19 protein-coding genes and 1 tRNA gene are annotated in these 18,359 nt (G+C 55.2%); 13 read left to right on the top strand and 7 right to left on the bottom strand.

Features of this window, described 5'->3' with window-relative positions; genetic code table 11:
• Positions 1 to 260: 260 nt before the first annotated feature.
• Complete coding sequence (locus tag G1E_RS04595) at positions 261 to 761, top strand: GNAT family N-acetyltransferase (protein WP_009682124.1); 501 nt, start codon at positions 261 to 263, stop codon at positions 759 to 761.
• A gap of 36 nt (positions 762 to 797) precedes the next feature.
• On the opposite strand, the gene G1E_RS04590 is transcribed toward G1E_RS04595, so the two are convergent.
• Positions 798 to 1,517, bottom strand: a complete 720-nt coding sequence (locus tag G1E_RS04590; protein WP_009682125.1) for an SOS response-associated peptidase family protein — start codon at positions 1,515 to 1,517, stop codon at positions 798 to 800.
• Positions 1,518 to 1,619: 102 nt separating this feature from the next.
• Here G1E_RS04590 and G1E_RS04585 point away from each other — a divergent pair, with 102 nt between their 5' ends.
• Positions 1,620 to 2,048 carry a LexA family transcriptional regulator gene (locus tag G1E_RS04585; protein WP_009682126.1) on the top strand — a complete coding sequence of 143 codons (429 nt, stop codon included), beginning with the start codon at positions 1,620 to 1,622 and terminating at the stop codon, positions 2,046 to 2,048.
• Positions 2,038 to 3,312, top strand: coding sequence for a Y-family DNA polymerase (locus G1E_RS04580; protein WP_047149671.1), 1,275 nt, complete (start codon positions 2,038 to 2,040; stop codon positions 3,310 to 3,312). Before G1E_RS04585 ends, G1E_RS04580 begins: the two co-directional genes overlap by 11 nt.
• A 60-nt stretch (positions 3,313 to 3,372) precedes the next feature.
• Here the strand turns inward: G1E_RS04580 and G1E_RS04575 are convergent, their stop codons facing one another.
• Together G1E_RS04575 and G1E_RS04570 are read right to left on the bottom strand one after the other, a co-directional pair.
• Positions 3,373 to 3,714, bottom strand: a complete 342-nt coding sequence (locus tag G1E_RS04575; RefSeq protein ID WP_009681233.1) for a hypothetical protein — start codon at positions 3,712 to 3,714, stop codon at positions 3,373 to 3,375.
• 107 nt (positions 3,715 to 3,821) lie between these two features.
• Complete coding sequence (locus G1E_RS04570) at positions 3,822 to 4,058, bottom strand: hypothetical protein (RefSeq protein WP_033690011.1); 237 nt, start codon at positions 4,056 to 4,058, stop codon at positions 3,822 to 3,824.
• Positions 4,059 to 4,265: 207 nt separating this feature from the next.
• On the opposite strand from G1E_RS04570, the gene G1E_RS28225 reads away from it, so the two are divergent.
• Positions 4,266 to 4,496, top strand: a complete 231-nt coding sequence (locus tag G1E_RS28225) for a hypothetical protein (RefSeq protein WP_125855064.1) — start codon at positions 4,266 to 4,268, stop codon at positions 4,494 to 4,496.
• A 73-nt stretch (positions 4,497 to 4,569) separates the two neighbouring features.
• Here G1E_RS28225 and adhP read toward each other — a convergent pair whose 3' ends face one another.
• Positions 4,570 to 5,580 carry an alcohol dehydrogenase AdhP gene (adhP, locus tag G1E_RS04565; RefSeq protein WP_009681232.1) on the bottom strand — a complete coding sequence of 337 codons (1,011 nt, stop codon included), beginning with the start codon at positions 5,578 to 5,580 and terminating at the stop codon, positions 4,570 to 4,572.
• Positions 5,581 to 5,981: 401 nt separating this feature from the next.
• Between adhP and G1E_RS04560 the strand changes: the two genes are divergently transcribed.
• A complete protein-coding gene (locus tag G1E_RS04560) occupies positions 5,982 to 6,185 on the top strand; it encodes a hypothetical protein (RefSeq protein WP_009681231.1) in 204 nt (67 codons plus the stop codon).
• A gap of 1 nt (position 6,186) precedes the next feature.
• On the opposite strand, the gene G1E_RS04555 is transcribed toward G1E_RS04560, so the two are convergent.
• Positions 6,187 to 6,600: a DoxX family protein gene (locus G1E_RS04555; RefSeq protein ID WP_009681230.1), complete on the bottom strand. Its 414-nt coding sequence runs from the start codon at positions 6,598 to 6,600 to the stop codon at positions 6,187 to 6,189.
• A gap of 499 nt (positions 6,601 to 7,099) precedes the next feature.
• Positions 7,100 to 7,184 (bottom strand) — tRNA-Leu (locus G1E_RS04550).
• Positions 7,185 to 7,257: 73 nt separating this feature from the next.
• On the opposite strand from G1E_RS04550, the gene G1E_RS29165 reads away from it, so the two are divergent.
• The 5 genes from G1E_RS29165 (at position 7,258) to G1E_RS04530 (ending at position 12,824) form a co-directional block, all read left to right on the top strand.
• Complete coding sequence (locus G1E_RS29165; RefSeq protein WP_009681229.1) at positions 7,258 to 7,524, top strand: hypothetical protein; 267 nt, start codon at positions 7,258 to 7,260, stop codon at positions 7,522 to 7,524.
• Positions 7,525 to 7,559: 35 nt separating this feature from the next.
• Positions 7,560 to 8,615 carry a recombinase gene (locus G1E_RS04545; RefSeq protein ID WP_009681228.1) on the top strand — a complete coding sequence of 352 codons (1,056 nt, stop codon included), beginning with the start codon at positions 7,560 to 7,562 and terminating at the stop codon, positions 8,613 to 8,615.
• Between the two features lie 532 nt (positions 8,616 to 9,147).
• Complete coding sequence (locus G1E_RS04540; RefSeq protein WP_009681226.1) at positions 9,148 to 9,873, top strand: LuxR C-terminal-related transcriptional regulator; 726 nt, start codon at positions 9,148 to 9,150, stop codon at positions 9,871 to 9,873.
• A gap of 97 nt (positions 9,874 to 9,970) precedes the next feature.
• The gene (iaaH, locus tag G1E_RS04535; protein ID WP_009681225.1) at positions 9,971 to 11,482 is read left to right on the top strand and encodes an indoleacetamide hydrolase; all 1,512 of its coding nucleotides are present in this window, start codon (positions 9,971 to 9,973) and stop codon (positions 11,480 to 11,482) included.
• Between the two features lie 40 nt (positions 11,483 to 11,522).
• Positions 11,523 to 12,824, top strand: coding sequence for a carbohydrate porin (locus G1E_RS04530; protein WP_009681224.1), 1,302 nt, complete (start codon positions 11,523 to 11,525; stop codon positions 12,822 to 12,824).
• 47 nt (positions 12,825 to 12,871) lie between these two features.
• On the opposite strand, the gene G1E_RS04525 is transcribed toward G1E_RS04530, so the two are convergent.
• Positions 12,872 to 13,780: a LysR family transcriptional regulator gene (locus G1E_RS04525; protein WP_009681223.1), complete on the bottom strand. Its 909-nt coding sequence runs from the start codon at positions 13,778 to 13,780 to the stop codon at positions 12,872 to 12,874.
• Between the two features lie 111 nt (positions 13,781 to 13,891).
• Here G1E_RS04525 and mdlC point away from each other — a divergent pair, with 111 nt between their 5' ends.
• The 3 genes from mdlC to G1E_RS04510 are packed head-to-tail and all read left to right on the top strand — an operon-like array spanning position 13,892 to position 18,345.
• A complete protein-coding gene (gene mdlC / locus G1E_RS04520; protein ID WP_033690010.1) occupies positions 13,892 to 15,481 on the top strand; it encodes a benzoylformate decarboxylase in 1,590 nt (529 codons plus the stop codon).
• 41 nt (positions 15,482 to 15,522) lie between these two features.
• Positions 15,523 to 16,857: an aromatic acid/H+ symport family MFS transporter gene (locus G1E_RS04515; RefSeq protein ID WP_033690009.1), complete on the top strand. Its 1,335-nt coding sequence runs from the start codon at positions 15,523 to 15,525 to the stop codon at positions 16,855 to 16,857.
• Positions 16,858 to 16,878: 21 nt separating this feature from the next.
• Positions 16,879 to 18,345, top strand: coding sequence for an aldehyde dehydrogenase family protein (locus tag G1E_RS04510; protein WP_009681220.1), 1,467 nt, complete (start codon positions 16,879 to 16,881; stop codon positions 18,343 to 18,345).
• The last annotated feature ends 14 nt before the right edge of the window (positions 18,346 to 18,359 follow it).

Raw genomic sequence — 18,359 nt, 5'->3', positions numbered from 1 at the left:
ACGCCCGCTCCCACACGTTTCAAACGCTGAACTCAGGAAATGCGCGATCCCCTGTGGGAGCGGGCGTGCCCGCGAAGGGCCGCAAAGCGGCCCCAAATTACGTAACTGACAGGCATTAGCCCTACGCCTGATTGCGTACTGCTGAGCCCCGGCCACGACGCTGTCTTGCGCCCCTTACGAGGCGCACGTGCGGGCTGGCCGAAATCAAGCTGTTGCTGGCATGCTTGTCTGCGCACGAAAGGGAGCAAAGGGTGCCCGTAATGAATCGTTCTTGCACTACCTACTACTTGGAAATGACTTCGGCTTCAGACCTGCAGGCGAAGCCCCAGCGGCATGACCTACAGATTATCGAGTGCGAAGTGCCTCAGGCGCTATTCAACAAATTCCTCTACCAGCTCGTAGGCGCGTCCTGGGAATGGGGCGATCTTGATACCTGGCATGACGCCGATTGGCAGGCACTCGTTGAGCAGGATTGCCATCGAACGTGGGTTGCCTACCACCGAGGTGCAATTGCCGGCTACTACGAGCTTTATCGTCCCGATGGCCGTAACAGTGAGATCCGATATTTCGGGCTGGCGCCGCAGTTCATAGGGAGCGGGTTCGGCGGGGCGCTGTTGAGCCACGCCGCCCTATCTGCATGGGAGTGGCCTGGCACAGAGCGGGTATGGGTGCACACATGCACACTTGACCATCCTGCTGCCCTTCAAAACTATCAAGCACGGGGATTTCGCATTTACAAGCAGGTGGAGGAAGCAGGCTAATGAGCGCCTGCGAAGCGGGAAGCCCGGCTACCCGCTTCAAAACCCCAGGTCCCCCTGACGGTCCCGATCATTGGCAGGCTCTATCAACTCCGCCCCCTCGTTGCGAACATTGCCCACTGCTTTTCCAACCGGAAACCAGCGGAAATCCTGTGCGGGGCGGCAGCCTTTTTCGATGATCGTCGCCGCACGTTGCGCCGATGTGGCGGGGTCCAGCCATTCCCTTGCCAGTTGCGGCGTCAGCACCAGAGGCTTTCGGTCGTGGATGTCGATAAGCCCTTGGTCTGCGGCTGCAGTGATGATCACGAAGCCATCGCGCTCATCCGGTGCCACGCCGTGGTGCACCTCTGCCAGCGCCGCAAAGAAAAGCGGGCCGCCGTCGGCACTGGTGATGTAGCAGGGCTGCTTGCGCTTTGGGTCCGCTGGATCCGCGAGCCACTCAAACCAACCATTGGCAGGCGCCAGGGCTCTGCCGTTCGGCCAAAGCGCCTTGAAGAACTTACCTGTTACTGCCGTCTCGGCTCGAGCATTGATCGGATCCGGGCGCTTGCCTTTGGCCCAGGCAGGCGACCAACCCCACTTGACCCGATCCACGTACAAACCGTCACCACGCTGGCGAACGAGTTCCACGCGCGTGGACGGCGCAACGTTGTAGCGGTTGATCGGCTCGTGGTCGTAGCCATTGATCACCACCAGGTCCAGCGCGAGCTGGCGCAGGTAGTGATCCATCGACTCGTAGATCGAGTAGCGCCCGCACATAATCCACCTCTCGTCCGTCAGAATTTTCGCCGTGCGTGATTGACCGCATGCCCAATGCCGGATTTACTGTATATGCATACAGTTTGCATTGGACCTTCCGTCATGACCATCACCTATCTCGGTCCGCCGACTGGCGGCACCGAATCCTTCCCGCAGTACTCGTTCCACGTTCCGGCCGGTTTCCCTTCGCCTGCCGCAGACCACCTGGAAGGCCATATTTCCCTGGATGAGCTGTTCGACATCCGCGCACCCCATGTGTATCTGGTGAAAGTTGAAGGCGACAGCATGCAAGGCGCTGGCATCTACTCAGGTGATCTGGTCATCGTAGACCGTGGCCGTGAGGCGGAGCACGGCGACATCGTCATTGCCGCGGTCAACTGCGAGCCGGTGTGCAAGCGCCTGCACCGCCGCGACGGGGTGGTGATCCTCAAGTCTGAAAACCCCGCTTACCCGGCGCGGTACATCATGGAAGGGGATGACTTCGTGGTATGGGGCGTTGTGCGTTACAGCGTTCGTGACCATGCGCAGTGACCCGGTTTTCGCGCTCATCGACTGCAATGCGTTCTACGCGAGCTGCGAGCGTGTGTTCAGGCCCGACCTGGCCAAGACCCCGATCGTGGTGCTGAGCAACAATGACGGCTGCGTGATTGCCAGGTCATACGACGCAAAACCCTTCGTGAAGATGGGCGAACCGTATTTCCAGGCCAAGGACAAATTACGCCGCCACGGCATCAAGGCTTTCAGTAGCAATTACGCGCTGTATGGCGACATGAGCGAGCGCGTCATGTCGCTGATCGAGTCGATGGTGCCTGCCGCCGAGGTCTACAGTATCGACGAGTGCTTCGCTGACCTGTCCGGAATTCAGGGCGACCTGACCCTGTTTGGGCGAAATGTGCGTTCAAGAGTCTTTCAATGCACGGGCATCCCGGTTGGCGTTGGCATCGCCGGTACGAAGACGCTCGCCAAGCTGGCCAACCATACGGCCAAGCGCATACAGGCCCAGACGGGCGGGGTTGTGGACATTACCGATGCGTTCAAGCGCGACTGGGTGCTCCGCAATACCAAGGTGAAGGAGGTGTGGGGTGTTGGCCGGCGCATGGCCGCCCACTTCGAGGCAATGGGCATCCATACGGCGATGGACCTGGCCAGGGCCGATGCCTGGACGCTGCGACGCAAGTTCAGCGTGGTCGTGGAGAAAACGGCCCGGGAGCTGGCCGGTACGCCCTGCCTTGAGCTGGATGAGGTCGAGCCGCCGAAGCAGGAAATATGCTGCAGCCGCATGTTCGGCAGGCGGCTTGCTGAACTGGCGCCGATCAAGCAGGCAGCGGCCACCTACGTTGGCCGTGCGGCGGAAAAATTGCGTGCCCAGGGTTCGCTGTGCAAGCGCATGCGCGTCAGCATCCGCACCGGCATGTTCAACCCGCAGGAGCCACACCACGCCCAGGGAGCATTGGTGGAGCTGCCCTATCCGACCTGCGACACACTGCTCATGACCGGGCTGGCTACGGCAGCGGTCGAGCAAATCTTCCGCCCCGGGTTTCGCTACAGCAAGGCCGAGGTGCTGTTGATGGACCTTCGACAACCGGGCGAATTTTCAGAAGATCTTTTTGCCCTGAAGCAGTCGGTGGCGTGCGACCGATTGATGGCGGTCATGGACGACATCAATGGGCGCTGGGGGAGGGGTACAGTGCGCACTGCCAGTGTGCCCGCGGTGCCGGATTGGGGCATGAAGAGGGAGATGATGAGCCAATCCTACACGACGCGAATTGACCAGTTGTGGAAGGTAAAATGCTGAGTCGCGCCTCGGCTTGAGTTCTCCGCAGGCTAAAAGCCTGCGGAGGGTACGTCGGTTAGCTCAAAACCCTGTTTGACCGTTGTTGTACAGGATGGTGTAAGAGTCATCGGTTCTTGGCTCTATCATGATGGGCATGCCGAACAGCTCGCCTCGGCATTGGCATTCACTGATCTTGCAGCGAGGCACATCACCTCGCCTGAACACCCTCCATAAGGCCTCATCGTGTATCAGGATGCGCTTGACCAAGTTCCCTGGCGCCTCGCTGACCTGCGCAACGTAGTGGTCAAGATCACAACCGAAATACGGTATGGTAACTTCTTGTACAAAGCCGATATTCACACCATGCTTCTCGAGATCCTGCCTGATACGCTCGATCACCTCTTCTGCTTCACTTTTTATCATGATGGGTATCTCACGTTGCGTGTGTTCATCAAGAACTTTAGCTCACGCGGCGGTGATGCCCTGGTCACTCTGTCGGATTTTTGTGCGCAGCAGCGAGTAACGCAGCGCTAGCCTTCCGGCAGGCTCGTTCCACAGATGAATTCCTTCGACCCCAGCCGGTGTGACCCATGCTCGACCACATAGCCCGCGCCGCGCCGCCGCGCCTCTGCCTGTGCTGTTTGCTGGTCGGCATAGACATCGACAAAATGCCAGGGGTAGCGGTCTCTTAGTACACCCCATCCAAGCACCCAGCCTGGACGGCTGGGGTCTTGGGGAAGAATTCTGGCCAGGCTGCGAATGGTCATTGCTGTCTCCTGCAAGTACAAGCCGCACAGACCATTCAAAACCCTCACGTCGAACAGTGCGAGATTTTTCTTTGAACCTGGTGTGCCGGTGATCGGTCAGCATCACCGAAGGGAGTGGTCTGTATCAGGGTATTTCCCAGCGTACTGTTGAAATGTTTCTCAGCTATGGTTGAACGTAAGCGATGTTCACCAACGACGGAGTCAGGAATGGATTATTCCAGCATGGTTGAATCGTTGGACAAGATTCTCAAAGAAGCGGCTGCCGATTGCCCGCGTGAGGGTGGGCCGGCCGGCCAAGTGTTTGCCGGTGCTGGCAATCATCAATGTATTCGTAGCCATGCGTGCGCAACGTCGCCACTCGTGGACGGGGTGACCCCTTTGCTACAGGGCATGAACGCGCGGTCGAACTTGAGCGTTGCCCCAATGGGCAGAAACTGACCGGTGGAAGCGAAGCCCGCAACGGATTGTCTGCGGGCTGTGCAGTGGTAATCTTCGGCGCGTAGTCAGCAGGTCAACCTTCGAACTGGATCACCATGCGGCCTTTGATCTTGCCTTCAAGCATCTCGTCGAAGATCTGGTTGATGTCTTCGATCGGCCGGAGTGTCACCTTCGGCACGACTTTGCCTTCTGCGGCAAACTGGAAGGCCTCCTGCAAGTCCTGGCGCGTGCCCACCAGCGAGCCGACTACTTCGATGCCGTCCAGTACCAGGCGGGGGATGTTCAGGTTCATGGCTTCGGAGGGCAGGCCGACCGCAACTAGGCGGCCACCGGCACGCAGGGCGTCTACCGCCGAGTCGAATGCGGCTTTGGCTACTGCCGTAACCACGGCTGCATGGGCACCACCGGTCTTGGCCTGAATGACTTTCGCTGCATCCTCGGTGCGGGGGTTGACCACCATGTCGGCGCCCATCTCGCTGGCGAAGCGCAGTTGCTCGTCGTTGACGTCGATGGCAATCACTTTGGCGTTGAACACATTCTTCGCATATTGCAGGGCCAGATTGCCCAAGCCACCGAGGCCATAGACGGCGATCCACTGGCCGGGGCGAATGTTGGAGCTTTTCACGGCCTTGTAGGTGGTGACGCCGGCGCAGGTGACGCTGCTGGCCGCTGCAGAGTCGAGGCCATCAGGCACCTTGACCGAGTAGTCGGCCTTGACGATACAGGCCTCGGCCATGCCGCCGTCGACGGTGTAGCCGGAATTCTTCACTTCGCGGCACAGTGTTTCGTTGCCACTGGTGCAGTATTCGCAGTGCCCACAGCCCTGGTAAAACCAGGCAACGCTGGCGCGGTCGCCGGGCTTGAGCGAAGTGACACCAGGGCCTACCTCCTGAACCACTCCAATGCCTTCGTGACCCAGCACGACACCGGTCTTGTCACCGAAGTCGCCATTTTTGACATGCAGGTCGGTATGGCATACCCCGCAGCATTGCATCTTCAGCAGCGCTTCGCCGTGTTCCAGTGGGCGCAGGGTTTTCTCGACAACGTCCACGCGACGGCCTGGCGCAACAACAGCAGCTTTCATAGGAGCCTCCGTGTCTATCCGAATGAGCTTGGGTGATGGCCGGATCAGCATAGACCTTGCGCGGGAGGGGAAAACTGCTCCAGATCATGAGGGTGAGCAGCCACAGGCTGTCGAACAAAGAAAAGCCCGCGGCAAATGTGCGGCGGGCTGCAAGAACGTACGGAGCGGGGTCAGTGTGCGCAAGCAGATGTCGGTATTTCGTGAAGCGCAGGTGATCAGCCTGTCATTTGGGGCGGAGTCATTGGCGGGGCGGAAAAAAGCCCGCCATGAAGGCGGGCAAGCAACGTTTGAAGGGAGAGCCTGCAGATTGGGCTGGTGGCATTAACGGTGCATTAATAGCCCCCATTGACCCGGCACCTCGATCGGCCTATACAGGCCTGCCAAACACTTCAGGAGCCAGCATGCGCGACCAAGACGACCTTCACGAGCCGGAGCACGATTATCTGCTCGATCACGAATTCCTCTATGGCGACGACGTGGAACACGAGGCGGACGCCCAGGGCGCCGAAGATGAGCTGGAGGAAGACGAAACGCCGGGTGACTTCGATGACCTTGATGAAGAGCGGCTCGAGCACCCGGCGTGGTTCGATGACTGCGACGACTGACTCAGCGCCCGTCTACGGAGAAGCGCCCAGGGCCGCTCACGGCCAATAGCAGCAGGCCACCCATAATGGCCATGTTCTTCAGGAACTGGGTCATGTTGGCACTGCGTTCGGGGTCGACCATGTTCCAGAAAGGGTGGCCGATCAGCGCGGTGCCCAGCACGAACAGCGCGAACAGCGCTGCCAGTGGCCGGGTATAGAAGCCAACGATCAGCAGGATGGCGACCACGAACTCCATCAGTACCGCAATTGCGGCCGCCAGCATGGGGGCGGGGGCACCCAGGGAGGTCATGTAGGCGACGGTCCCGTCGAAACCGGTCAGTTTGGCCCAGCCTGACAAGACGAACAGGATCATCAACAGCACGCGGGCAAGCAGGATGATGATGTCGCGTTGACCATCGAATAGGGAGTAGCGCATGGCGGCGTTCCAGTGGGCAAATGTATGCTCCACTTTAGCAGCTGCGCAAAACATTGCTGCCAGACGCTAAAAAGGTGCCATGCAGGCGCCTTTTCAGGGGAATTTGGTGCGAGTGGCGGGACTCGAACCCGCAAGGCTCACGCCGACAGATTTTAAGTCATTCTGCCCCTCATTCCGCTTACGAGAGCTGTTGAAAGCTTACGAGAGCTGAACTCGGCTTACTTGAGCTTAAAAGGTTTGAGAATCAAAGCCTTGAAGTGAGTATTGCACCGCTGCCGAGGGCTTGTGAGAGCTGAGCAGGGCTGTTGGGTGCTGAGTTGAGCTGCCGGCGCAGCTACCAAGCCCGCTACCAAGAGCTACTAAGCTATCGAGTCGAATGAATTGATCGTTTTTTAGACAGCTTTAAGGCATGTGAAGGCTCACATAGCTTAGGCACGAGAGATAGATCAGCAGGAATGTGGTGCTGATGGCCGGGTCTTGCGAAGGAAGGGGTGTTTAGTGGTGCCCCGAGCCGGACTCGAACCGGCACACCTTTCGGCGGCGCATTTTAAGTGCGATGTGTCTACCAATTTCACCATCGGGGCGCGATGTGAGCTGGCGATTAGACACGAAAATCTTGCGGAAATCAACGGTTTAGAGCCAGGAAGGAGTGTGGGCGTGGCATTGAAGATCAATTTCACTAAAGATGCGCTTAGAGACCTGGTTTGCCCTGAGGGTAAGTCTGAGATTTATGTGTATGACACTCATACAAAAGGCTTGGCTTTACGCGTCACCAAAGCCGGTGGAAAAACCTTTAAAGATCAGCGGCGCAAGATTGACGTCTTCGACTACAAGTCTACGAAACTACCAGTTATCAGGGAGGTTGCTGAAAAGATCTACGCTAACCTTGATGTGATTTTGGTTGAGGAGCATAAAAGAGCCTGAGGGAAAGCATTACTGTTAATGAAGCCTTTGAATCGATGATTGCTAATAAAACTAAACTTGCTAAAAGCACTATTGGCGATTATACGAAAACCTACGATAACTACATCAGACCTGTGTACGGTGATCTAGCGTTGATCGCTGTGACGAATGACATTGTGCTTGAACTGCATGCTAAAACAACTGCGCCAGTGATGAGGGCTAGTGGGGAAATGAGTCAGCCGCGCAACCGTTCGGCTAATAAAGCGGTTTCGTTATTGGGCTCGGTTTTCTCTTATGTCATCGTTTTTTTTAAGGATGAGGCAGGGGTGCGTATTTATACTTACAATCCGGTGGATATCATGACTGCGCTTGGCAATTGGCATGACAACAAGCGCGACAAGATTCGGGTAAATCCAAACGAGCTTGGAGCTGTTATCTCAAGTGCAATTGAAATTGGTGATGCTCAGCCACGGCGCGAAGTCCCAACCTCATTTAAAACTGCATCAGCAGCTGTTCTCTTTATGCTTTTTTCGGGTGTTCGTCCTGGCGAAATTGAGAAGATCAGGAAAGACTATGTTTGTCATGAAACCAGATATATTGTATTACCTCTTCGTGACAAAGCTGATGAGTCTGATTCGCTAAAAAACTCCGAGGAATTCCACTTGGTACTCAATGACTCTGCGTATTGTCAATTGCTATATGCGATGAGGCAAACTAGCGGTGATTACGTATTTGCTGGTGTCGATCAACCCAAAATTAGTGAGTCGAATGTCAGGGACTTTTTGACTAAAGTTTCTGAAAGTCTTATCGATAGGAAGCATCTCCCACGGAAAATTCTTCGAGCCATTTTCATTTCTATTGCTGAGCGTGCTGAGGTTGGAGCGTTTTATATTAAAGTCCTCTGCGATCATGACGGGGAGGGGCAGTCCGTGGACGTTACCGATGGCTATAAAACTGCATATCTCTCAGAGATTCGGCGAGCTGCAATTAGGGTCGAAGATGAGATTTATTCCAACGCCCAGGTTGATAAAGGATACGTTTGTCGTGGCTTTCTGCACACCTTGAGACCTCTCGACACTCAAATACTTGACGCAAAGTCAGTATCGCTCTAGCAGCGATTCGACTACCTGTAAGCGAAATCGCAATAGTTGCTTGCGACGTCGCAGTATTGTCTTGTGGTTTCGCACTTGATTACTGTGATTTCGCTTTGTGTTCCTGCGGTTTTGCACTCTGGTACTGCGATTTCGCATTCACACCTTGCGAGGGTTTGGTTATATATTCAACTTTCTCGAATTAATTGTTGAGGCACTAGAAGTGACCGGTCGTTTCGTTGTGCGAAGCAATGTTGTGCAGCAGCATGGAGTTGCCGCCAGCAAGCTGAACTTCCCATTCATGGAGGGGCTGCATCTGGACGTATCCTTGGGTGTGGGGTGCTGCCTATAAGTGGCCGCAATCTAAGGCACAAGCGGCCCAGCAGCAACCTCACTCCAGAATCCGCTTTACCTGCCAGCCGCAATGCAGACCGAGCAGGATGCACGAGTGGGCTTGAATGGTTTGTCCCCAAAAATTCTCGGAAAGGGTCAGCCGCACACAGTCGAGGTACGCTTTTTGCTAAGGAAATGCGTTTCTTGTAGGAGGTCGATCATGAAAAATAATCAAGTGGACATGACCACTGACGAGCTTGACCTCTTCACACAGGTCATCTGGAGGCTCAAAGCCTCTGGTGGTGACCAGGAGGATGTGAGGCGTCAAATCCTGGTGGATGTTACCAGGCTTCTCAAATCCGACTTCGGGGCTTCATACGTTTGCGACGATAGGCGCGCAGTTTCCACGCGTTGTGTATCGCTGAACATCGATTCCCGCAAGCTCATCGAATACGACAGCCACAGGCATGTGAATGACATCGTCACCTGGAAAATGCGGTCATTGAGGACAGCGACCTGTGTAGATGATGTGATCGACCGGAAATCGCTCGAGGCCAGTGAGCATTACGTTGATTTTCTGAAGCCATGCGGTATGCACCACGGGATCAACGTCTTCTTCTTTGATCAAGGGCGCGACATCGGAGACCTGAGGATATGGCGTAGCGCCGACCAGCCATCATTCAACTATCGCGATGTGGCCATGCTGAACGCCCTAACGCCCTATTTCGAACAGTCGTTGTCGTGCGTCTCTCCGCCCCCTGGCGTGGGCCTTACCAGGCGGGAGGTATCGGTGATCGAACACGTCGCAGCAGGTTGCAGCGACAAGGAGATCGCACGTTTGATGGGTATTGGATTTACCACAGTCAGAACGCACCTCAAGAATGCGATGCACAAAACTGGTGCAAGCAATCGTACCGAACTGGCGGTACGGGGCCGGCCCCACTGAACACATCCTCAATTATGAGGATTTTTGAGTAGTTCTCCGTATGGGTAAATGAGGCACCGGTGCCGGAGGGGTATCGGCCAAACCTCGGAAACCTAACGTGAATAAAAAAACAGCACTGCTGGCTTTGACCATCACATCCGGAATTTCAAACAGCTACGCTGCGGAAGCTCTGAGCCCTCTCTACACCCTCAGCGCTGAGCAGACCGCTCAGGCAATCTGCAGCAAGCAGGTCACCAGCCAGGAAGTAGTCAAATACTGGTTACAGCGGATTGATGCACGCCCCCAGCTCAACGCGTTCATCGCTGTAGATCACCGACGTGCCTTGGCGGAAGCTAAAAAGGTCGATGCTCGGCTTTCAAGCGGTAGGGAATGCAGGCCACTCGATGGCGTCCCGATTGCCATCAAAGACAACATTCAAGTTGTAGGTTTCGCAAATACTGCTGGCACTCCAGCCTTGCGCCATTTCATGCCTAAGGCGAACGCCCCTATCATCGACAAGCTCGAGGCCGCTGGGGCAATCATCCTCGGCAAAACCAACATGCATGAGTTGGCGTTTGGCGTGACGGGGTACAACCTGGGTTATCACACCAAAGATGTGATCGGCATTCGTAACGCTTTCGACCAATCTCGGATCTCAGGTGGCTCGTCATCTGGCAGCGCAGTTGCTCTTGGAGCGAGAATGGTGCCTATAGCACTGGGTACTGACACAGGTGGGTCAACTCGAGAACCTTGTGCGTTGAATGGCTGCTTAGGTTTCCGCCCCACGGTTGGTCGCTACAGCGGTCAGGGTATCACCCCCATTTCCCCTACCCGTGATACAGCAGGGCCCATGGCGAATACAGTCGGGGATGTGGTGTTACTCGACTCAATTCTAAGCGGGAAAAACCCATTGCCCGCAAAACCAGCAAATGGAATCCGCCTCGGACTACCGGATTTCTTTTGGGCAGATCTGGATAGCGACGTAGGGAAAGCTGCAAGTCAAGCACTTGAAAAACTCCAGGCAGCAGGCGTGCAGGTCGTGCCAGTTCAGATGCCTAAGCTCAAAGAGCTTGCTGCGGCAGTAGCCACTCCCGTAGCGATTGTTGAGGCCAAGAAAGCACTCTCAGCATATCTGAAGGAGCAAAATACTGGTGTCTCGTTCGACCAGTTGGCTTCACAGGTAGCAAGCCCTGACGTCAAGGCCATTTTCAACGACATGGTTGTTCCGGTACTCGTTCCTGGTGCTGATGGAAAGATGGTCGCGGGTCAGCCTATCTATGACCAAGCCATCAAAGAAAGCCTTCCTAGACTGGAAGAACTCTATAAGCGCACTTTCGCAGAGAACAAAATTGACGCACTTCTGTTCCCTGCTGTTCCTGAGGTGGCAATCAAAACTGGCCCAGAAGCCGGAACCCCTGAAAACTTCCTACGCATCATCCGGAACTCCGATCCGAGCAGTAATGTAAAAATGCCCGGCTTGAGCATTCCAATTGGCCTAGGTGAAAAATCCAAGCTTCCCGTAGGAATGGAGATTGACTCCCTACCTGGCCAAGATGACGAGCTTCTCGCCATTAGCCGAACCCTTGAGTCGATTTGGGGCCCTGGCCCGATTCCAAGCATCGCTCACTGAAAAGCAAGTCAATAGCTATTTTTGAGTTCTGGGTAGACGTATGAATAAGTATAAAAGCTTTGCGGGCACCCCTGTGCGTGAATTAAGTTTTAAAGCGGTATTGACCATCACCGCAATCACTGGAGTCTTATTATCCAGCGTTGCGTTGGGAGATGACAGCGCATTCAAACCGCATTATGTCGTCACGAACCAATCTCTTAAAAATCTGGACACGGGGCCACGCCCCCACAGCTTTGCGAATGCGGGGGCGATCTTTGCAGGAGCCGATTTAGACCTCGGCAAGCTACTTGATAACAACCTGGGTACTTTTCACTTCGAGTACACTTTCTTCCCTTGGATGAGGAATGAGGGCGTACCTACTGCCGATAAATGGCAAGGTGCAGTGGGCAGTGCTCTGGCCGGTTCGGTGATGCACAATGACATCGATGCAGGCTATTTGTCGCTCTTTGCGTACAGCCAGAATTTCCTGGATGATCGTTTGCAAATTACAGCTGGTCGGACTAACGCCAAGCGTTACTTCTATGTGTCCAACTGTGGGACTATCGTAGCATGCAACGACCCACTGATTGAGTACACAACCGGCATTCTGCCTTACCCATATGGCAGCTGGGGTGGCTATGCCAAATACACTGTGAATGACAATATGTATGTTCACGGTGGTGTATTCGAATCCAACCCCGAAGACTATCTTAAAAAAACTAAGGGGGTTCACTGGGATCCGGGCAATGCCAGCGGAGCAACCAGCCTCGCCGGGGTGGGCCTTGAGCAGACAATTGCCCAGAACCCCTATCCATACCGCTATGAGCTTAATGCCTTCCACAACAGCGCTGAGCAGATAGATATTTCTGATGGCTCGAAACATCGAGGCAGCAGCGGGGCCATCTTCCGGTTCAGTCAGACCGTGGCTCGTGATGACCTCTCAGATCCCAAGTCGCTTGGCCAGGCCTGGCAGGTGTTCGGGGCATGGTCATACAATGCTGACAACTCGCAGCCGTTCGAGCATTTCCTAGAGGCTGGTGTTACCCGAGTGGGGCCATTCGGTCGACCTCAGGATTCTGTAAGCCTCAAGGCTAGCTACCTGCGCCTGTCCGACAAGCAAGTTGATTTCCAGAATCAGCAGCGCTTCGCTGCAACTGGCCTAGATCAGCATATGTCAAAGGGAGAGTCTCGGGTCGAGCTGAACATGCATTGGCAGGCAACCAAGTACCTGTCATTTGAGCCGAGCGTTCAGTACATCTTCAATCCGAGCAACTTTTACAACCCAAGCGCTGAGGTGAGCGGAAATGGCACGGTGCTCGGCCTTCAAGTCGTCTACGACCTGGGCTCGCAGATTGGACTGTAGATAAATCGATGGTTGCCTACCACTAAAGGTGGGCAACCTCCGTTGAATCACTCGTTTTCGCCAATTGCTGCCTGGACTTGGTTGATAAACCAAGTAAGCGCAGTAGATTGCTCACTGCGTGAGTGCCAATGCAACGTCACTTCAAAGCATGGAACCTCAAACGGTAACTCCATTGTTTTCAACTTGGAAGGCAGCGGCATCTCGCAGAAGCTCTTGGCAATCCTGCTTGGCAGAATGACAAGAAGCTCAGTACCTGGAATTACTTTCGGCAGGACTGAGAAGTGGGGAAGCTTCAGTTTAATTCTCCGCTTGATACCAAGCCGCTGCAGGACATCCTCTGCCATCCCGTGTCCTGAGGTTCTGGTGACTAACACATGGGGTTCGATCTTGAACTGCTCCATAGATAGGTCAGATCCAATACGAGGGTGAGCACCATCAAGCAGGCAGACGTAACGTTCAGAAAGTAACGTTTTTGATGAGATACCAGCTGCGGTAAGAGTCCGGCTGCAGATTGCGGCGTCAACATGACCCTCACTCAGCCAAGTGCCAACAGACTCAATTTCTAGAGGAACAATTTCCAGCTCTATGTTTGGAGCCGTCACATTGAAGTTATGCATCAAGCCCGGCAGAAAGGCCATTTCTCCCAGGTCAGACAGTGCAAGTTTGAATCGTCTGGTGGAGTGGCTTGGCTCAAAGCGCTTCGCATCTGCCACCACGGTATCAATGCACCTCGAGGCTTCCTTAAAGCCTGGGTACAGCTGAGCAGCCAGCCTGGTGGGTTGCATCCCCTGGCTACTTCGCACGAAAAGAGCATCGTCAAACTGCTCCCGAAGCTTAGCCAGCGAGTAGCTGACGGACGGCTGAGTGACGCAAAGGCGCTCAGCTGAAACGGTCACGCTGCCGGTTTCATATAGCGTAATGAAGGCCGTGATGAGGTTGAAATCGAACTGGGGCATAACAGGCACCAAAATAAAGGCTGTCTATATAGTACACACAAAACATTGATTTGATCGATTCTTAAGCGCTTTTTACGATAGTCCTGTCACGTACCAACGGGAATTCTCTAAGTGAAAACAATACATTCCGCCTCCTACGCCCTGCTTCGCCGTCATGGCATGACCACCATGTTCGGCAACCCTGGCTCCAACGAATTGCCCTTCCTGAAAGACTTCCCGGAGGACTTCCAGTACATCCTCGGCTTGCACGAGGGCGCAGTGGTGGGTATGGCGGATGGCTATGCGCTGGCGAGCGGCAAGCCTGCTTTCGTAAACCTCCACGCTGCCGCAGGCACCGGAAACGGCATGGGAGCGCTCACCAACTCCGTGTACTCCCACAGCCCTTTGGTGATCACTGCAGGCCAACAGGTTCGTTCGATGATCGGCGTCGAAGCGATGCTGGCAAACGTGGATGCGCCACAACTTCCCAAGCCCCTAGTGAAGTGGAGCTACGAGCCCGCCAACGCCCAGGACGTACCACGTGCGCTGAGCCAGGCCATCCACATCGCCAACACAGAGCCCAAGGCTCCCGTTTACCTTTCGATTCCCTACGATGATTGGGAGCAGGACTCTCCTGCAGGTGTTGAGCATCTGGTAGATCGCGAAGTGCAAGTTGCCGGCCTGCCAGATACCCGGCAATTGGCGGTGCTCGCTCAGCGGCTCGACGCAGCCAAGAACCCGGTTTTGGTTCTGGGCCCGGATGTTGATGCCACGCGTGCGAACCACGCTGCAGTAATGCTGGCGGATAAGCTTCGCCTGCCTGTCTGGGTGGCTCCATCCGCTTCACGTTGCCCGTTCCCGACCCGCCACCCTAGCTTCCGTGGCGTACTGCCAGCTGCTATCGCTGGGATTAGCAAAACGCTTGATGGTCATGACCTGATTTTGGTCGTAGGTGCTCCAGTATTCCGCTACCACCAGTTCGCTCCAGGTGATTACCTGCCGGCAGGTGCCCGCCTGATTCAGATCACCTCCGACCCCCAAGAAGCCGCGCGCGCGCCAATGGGCGATTCTCTAATCGGTAACATCCGGGCCACCCTAAGCGCTGTGGCTGAAGCCGTTCGGCAGCGTGACATCGCTTATCCAGCACAGCGTGAAATCGCCCCTGCCGCCGCAGACGAACCCAATCGCTTGCACCCCGATTCGCTGTTCGAGGTTCTCGACGCAGTTGCCCCGTCAGACGCCATCTATGTGAAGGAATCTACTTCGACGACCACTGCTTTCTGGCAGCGCATGAACCTTCAAAACCCTGGCAGCTATTACTTCCCGGCAGCTGGTGGTTTGGGCTTCGGCTTGCCTGCCGCAGTAGGTGTCCAGTTGGCAGAGCCAAATCGCCGCGTAGTAGCACTGATTGGTGATGGTTCCGCTAATTACGGGATCACCGCTCTTTGGACTGCTGCCCAATACAAAATCCCAGTAGTTTTCGTGATTTTGAAAAATGGAACCTACGGTGCCCTCAGATGGTTTGCCGGCGTATTGGAAGTAGATAACGCACCAGGCCTCGACGTTCCTGGCTTGGACTTCTGTGCGATTGCCAAAGGCTATGGCGTTAAAGCGGTTAATGCGGATACCCGAGAGAAGTTTGAAGCAGCATTGCGTGCAGCCCTGGACTCCACGGAACCAACTGTCATTGAGGTTCCAACTGTAACTATCCAGCCTCACTAAGAAATCTGTCATACATTATAACAACAAGAGAAGTGCTTACTATGTCTAATCAAAGTGCGCTATCAGCTGCCGCGAACGCCCCACTCGGGCGTTTGCACTACGGGCTCCTTTTTTGGTGTTCGTTTATCATGCTGTTCGATGGGTACGATCTGGTCATCTACGGATCTGTTGTACCCCGTCTCATGGAAGAGTGGGCAATTTCACCAATTCACGCAGGTTGGATGGGCAGCGCCGCGCTGTTCGGGATGATGTTCGGCGCTGTGCTTATCGGCCCCCTGGCCGACCGGTTAGGTCGACGAAAAATCATCTTGGGCTCGATGAGCCTAGCAAGCTGCTGTGCTCTGGCTACAGCTGTTGCCTGGGACGCACCAAGCTTCGCAGTCCTGCGATTTGTCACTGGCGTGGGGCTGGGAGCCGCGATTCCCAATATCGTGGCTTTGATGAACGATTTGGCCCCTGCGGCTCGTCGCAGCAGTCTCACCACCATCATGTTGAGCTTCTATTCCGTAGGAGCTATGGCATCCGCGATGATAGCGATCTGGATCATCCCTAGATTTGGATGGGAAGCAACGTTTCTGGTAGGTGGTCTGCCCCTGCTCGCGATGCCTTGGATGTACCGCCAACTGCCTGAGTCCTTGGCATTCTTGCTGAGCAAAGATAAGGCCAAGGCTGCAGAGCTGCTGCAACGCCTTAATCCGCACGTAGACATCGCCAACGTTCACGTTGAGTCCGTAGAGAAATCCTCGACAAGCACCCCTCTGTCTCGTCTTTTCAGCGAAGGCCGAGCGGTTGGTACGGTATTCCTCTGGCTCGGCTTCGGGATGTGCATGCTGATGGTTTATGGCTTGAACACCTGGTTGCCCAAGATCATGGTCGCTGCAGGTTATCCCCTTGGATCGAGCCTGATGTTCCTGGTGATTCTGAACCTCGGTGCGACTATCGGCGCCCTAGGTGGAGGTTGGCTCGCTGACAAGTGGGGGTGCAAAGCTACCCTGATCCTTTTCTTCGCCTTGGCGGTGGTTTCCCTCAGCATCCTAGGCATCAAGCCCGGCCCGTTTGTGTTGAACGTCATGCTGTTGATTGCGGGAGCCACCACCATCGGTACTTTGGCTGTCATCCATGCTTTTGCAGCCCAGCAGTACCCAAGCACGATCCGTGGCACGGGCGTCAGCTGGTGCTCAGCAATCGGTCGGTTCGGTGGTGTGGCAGGCCCGGCCTTGGGCGGCTTGATGCTCAGTCTGAACCTGCCAACTCAGCTCAATTTCCTACTGTGTGCAGCACCAGGAGTGATCGCGATTTTCGCTATCGTCCTCATCAAGAATGCAGCGAAAGAGCGTTCAGACATCCGTACCAGCGCCATCGACGCGCATTCCTGAATTCGAGACTAGGAGTACATCATGAGCGAGCAAAAAACCGATCGTTACGCCGATTTGAATCTTTTGCCAATTGCAGGCAAATGGCGCGAGGGTCGCGCCGGCAAGGCCCTTCAAAACACCAACCCTTATAGCGGTGAAACCTTGCTCCAGATCGAGCAGGCAAACCGTGAAGATCTCAATGAAGCCTATGCTGCGGCCCAAGAGGCACAAGTAGCCTGGAAAGAAATGGGCCCTGCTCAACGGTCTGGGATTATGTTGCGTGCGGTTCAGATCTTCGATGAACGCAAGGAAGAAATCATCGAGTGGATCATCAAAGAATCAGGCTCGACCCGCATCAAAGCTCAAATTGAATGGGGGGCTGCGCGTAGCATCACCCTGGAATCGGCTTCGTTCCCTGGACGTGTCCATGGCCGCATTCTGCCCTCCAATGTTCCAGGCAAAGAGAACCGCGTTTACCGCGAACCACTGGGCGTTGTCGGCGTAATCAGCCCGTGGAATTTCCCATTCCACCTGACACAGCGCTCTGTAGCACCTGCACTGGCTTTGGGTAACGCAGTCGTCATCAAGCCTGCGAGCGATACACCCGTGACTGGTGGTCTTCTCAGCGCTCGTATTTTTGAAGAAGCAGGCGTACCGGCTGGAGTAATCAGTGTTCTGGTCGGCCCTGGCGCAGAGATCGGCGACGCCTTCGTTGAGCACCCGGTTCCCAAATTCATTTCCTTCACAGGGTCGACCCCGGTTGGAGCGAACATTGGCCGTATTGCCAGTGGCGGGAAGCACCTGAAACATGTGGCACTTGAGCTGGGCGGTAACAGCCCGTTCGTGGTCTTGGCTGATGCCGATCTCGATCAAGCGGTAGCGGCTGCGGTCATGGGCAAATTCCTGCACCAAGGGCAGATTTGCATGGCCATCAACCGGATCATTGTGGAAAGCCCTCTGTACGATGCGTTCGTCGACAAATATGTAGCGCGGGTCAAAGCCTTGAAGGTGGGTGATCCAAGCCTGCCTGACACCGTGATCGGCCCAGTGATCAACCAAAAGCAGCTTCAGGGCCTGGTTGAGAAGATCCATCGCGCCCATGAAGAAGGGGCCAAGCTGGTAGTAGGCGGAGAGCCTAATGGTCAGGTACTACCGCCGCATGTGTTTGTTGACGTCACAGCGAACATGGAGATTGCCAGGGACGAAATCTTTGGGCCGCTCGTAGGCATTCAGAAGGCTGACAGCGAAGCACATGCTCTCGAGCTGGCAAACGACAGTGAATTCGGACTGTCGAGCGCCGTGTTCACTGGCGACCTGGAACGTGGTGCACGTTTCGCTCGCAAGATCAAAGCCGGGATGACTCATGTGAACGATATCCCGGTGAATGATGAAGCTCATGCTCCATTCGGGGGGGAGAAAAACTCGGGGCTTGGCCGATTCAATGGTGAGTGGGCGATTGAAGAGTTCACAACTGATCATTGGATCAGTGTTCAAAGCGTTCCTCGGTAAGGGATCCATCATCC

It is taken from the genome of Pseudomonas sp. TJI-51 (assembly GCF_000190455.2).
GTDB lineage: Bacteria > Pseudomonadota > Gammaproteobacteria > Pseudomonadales > Pseudomonadaceae > Aquipseudomonas > Aquipseudomonas juntendi.
The sequence above is the reverse complement of the archived record's forward strand: the minus strand, read 5'-3'. Positions and strand labels throughout refer to the sequence as shown.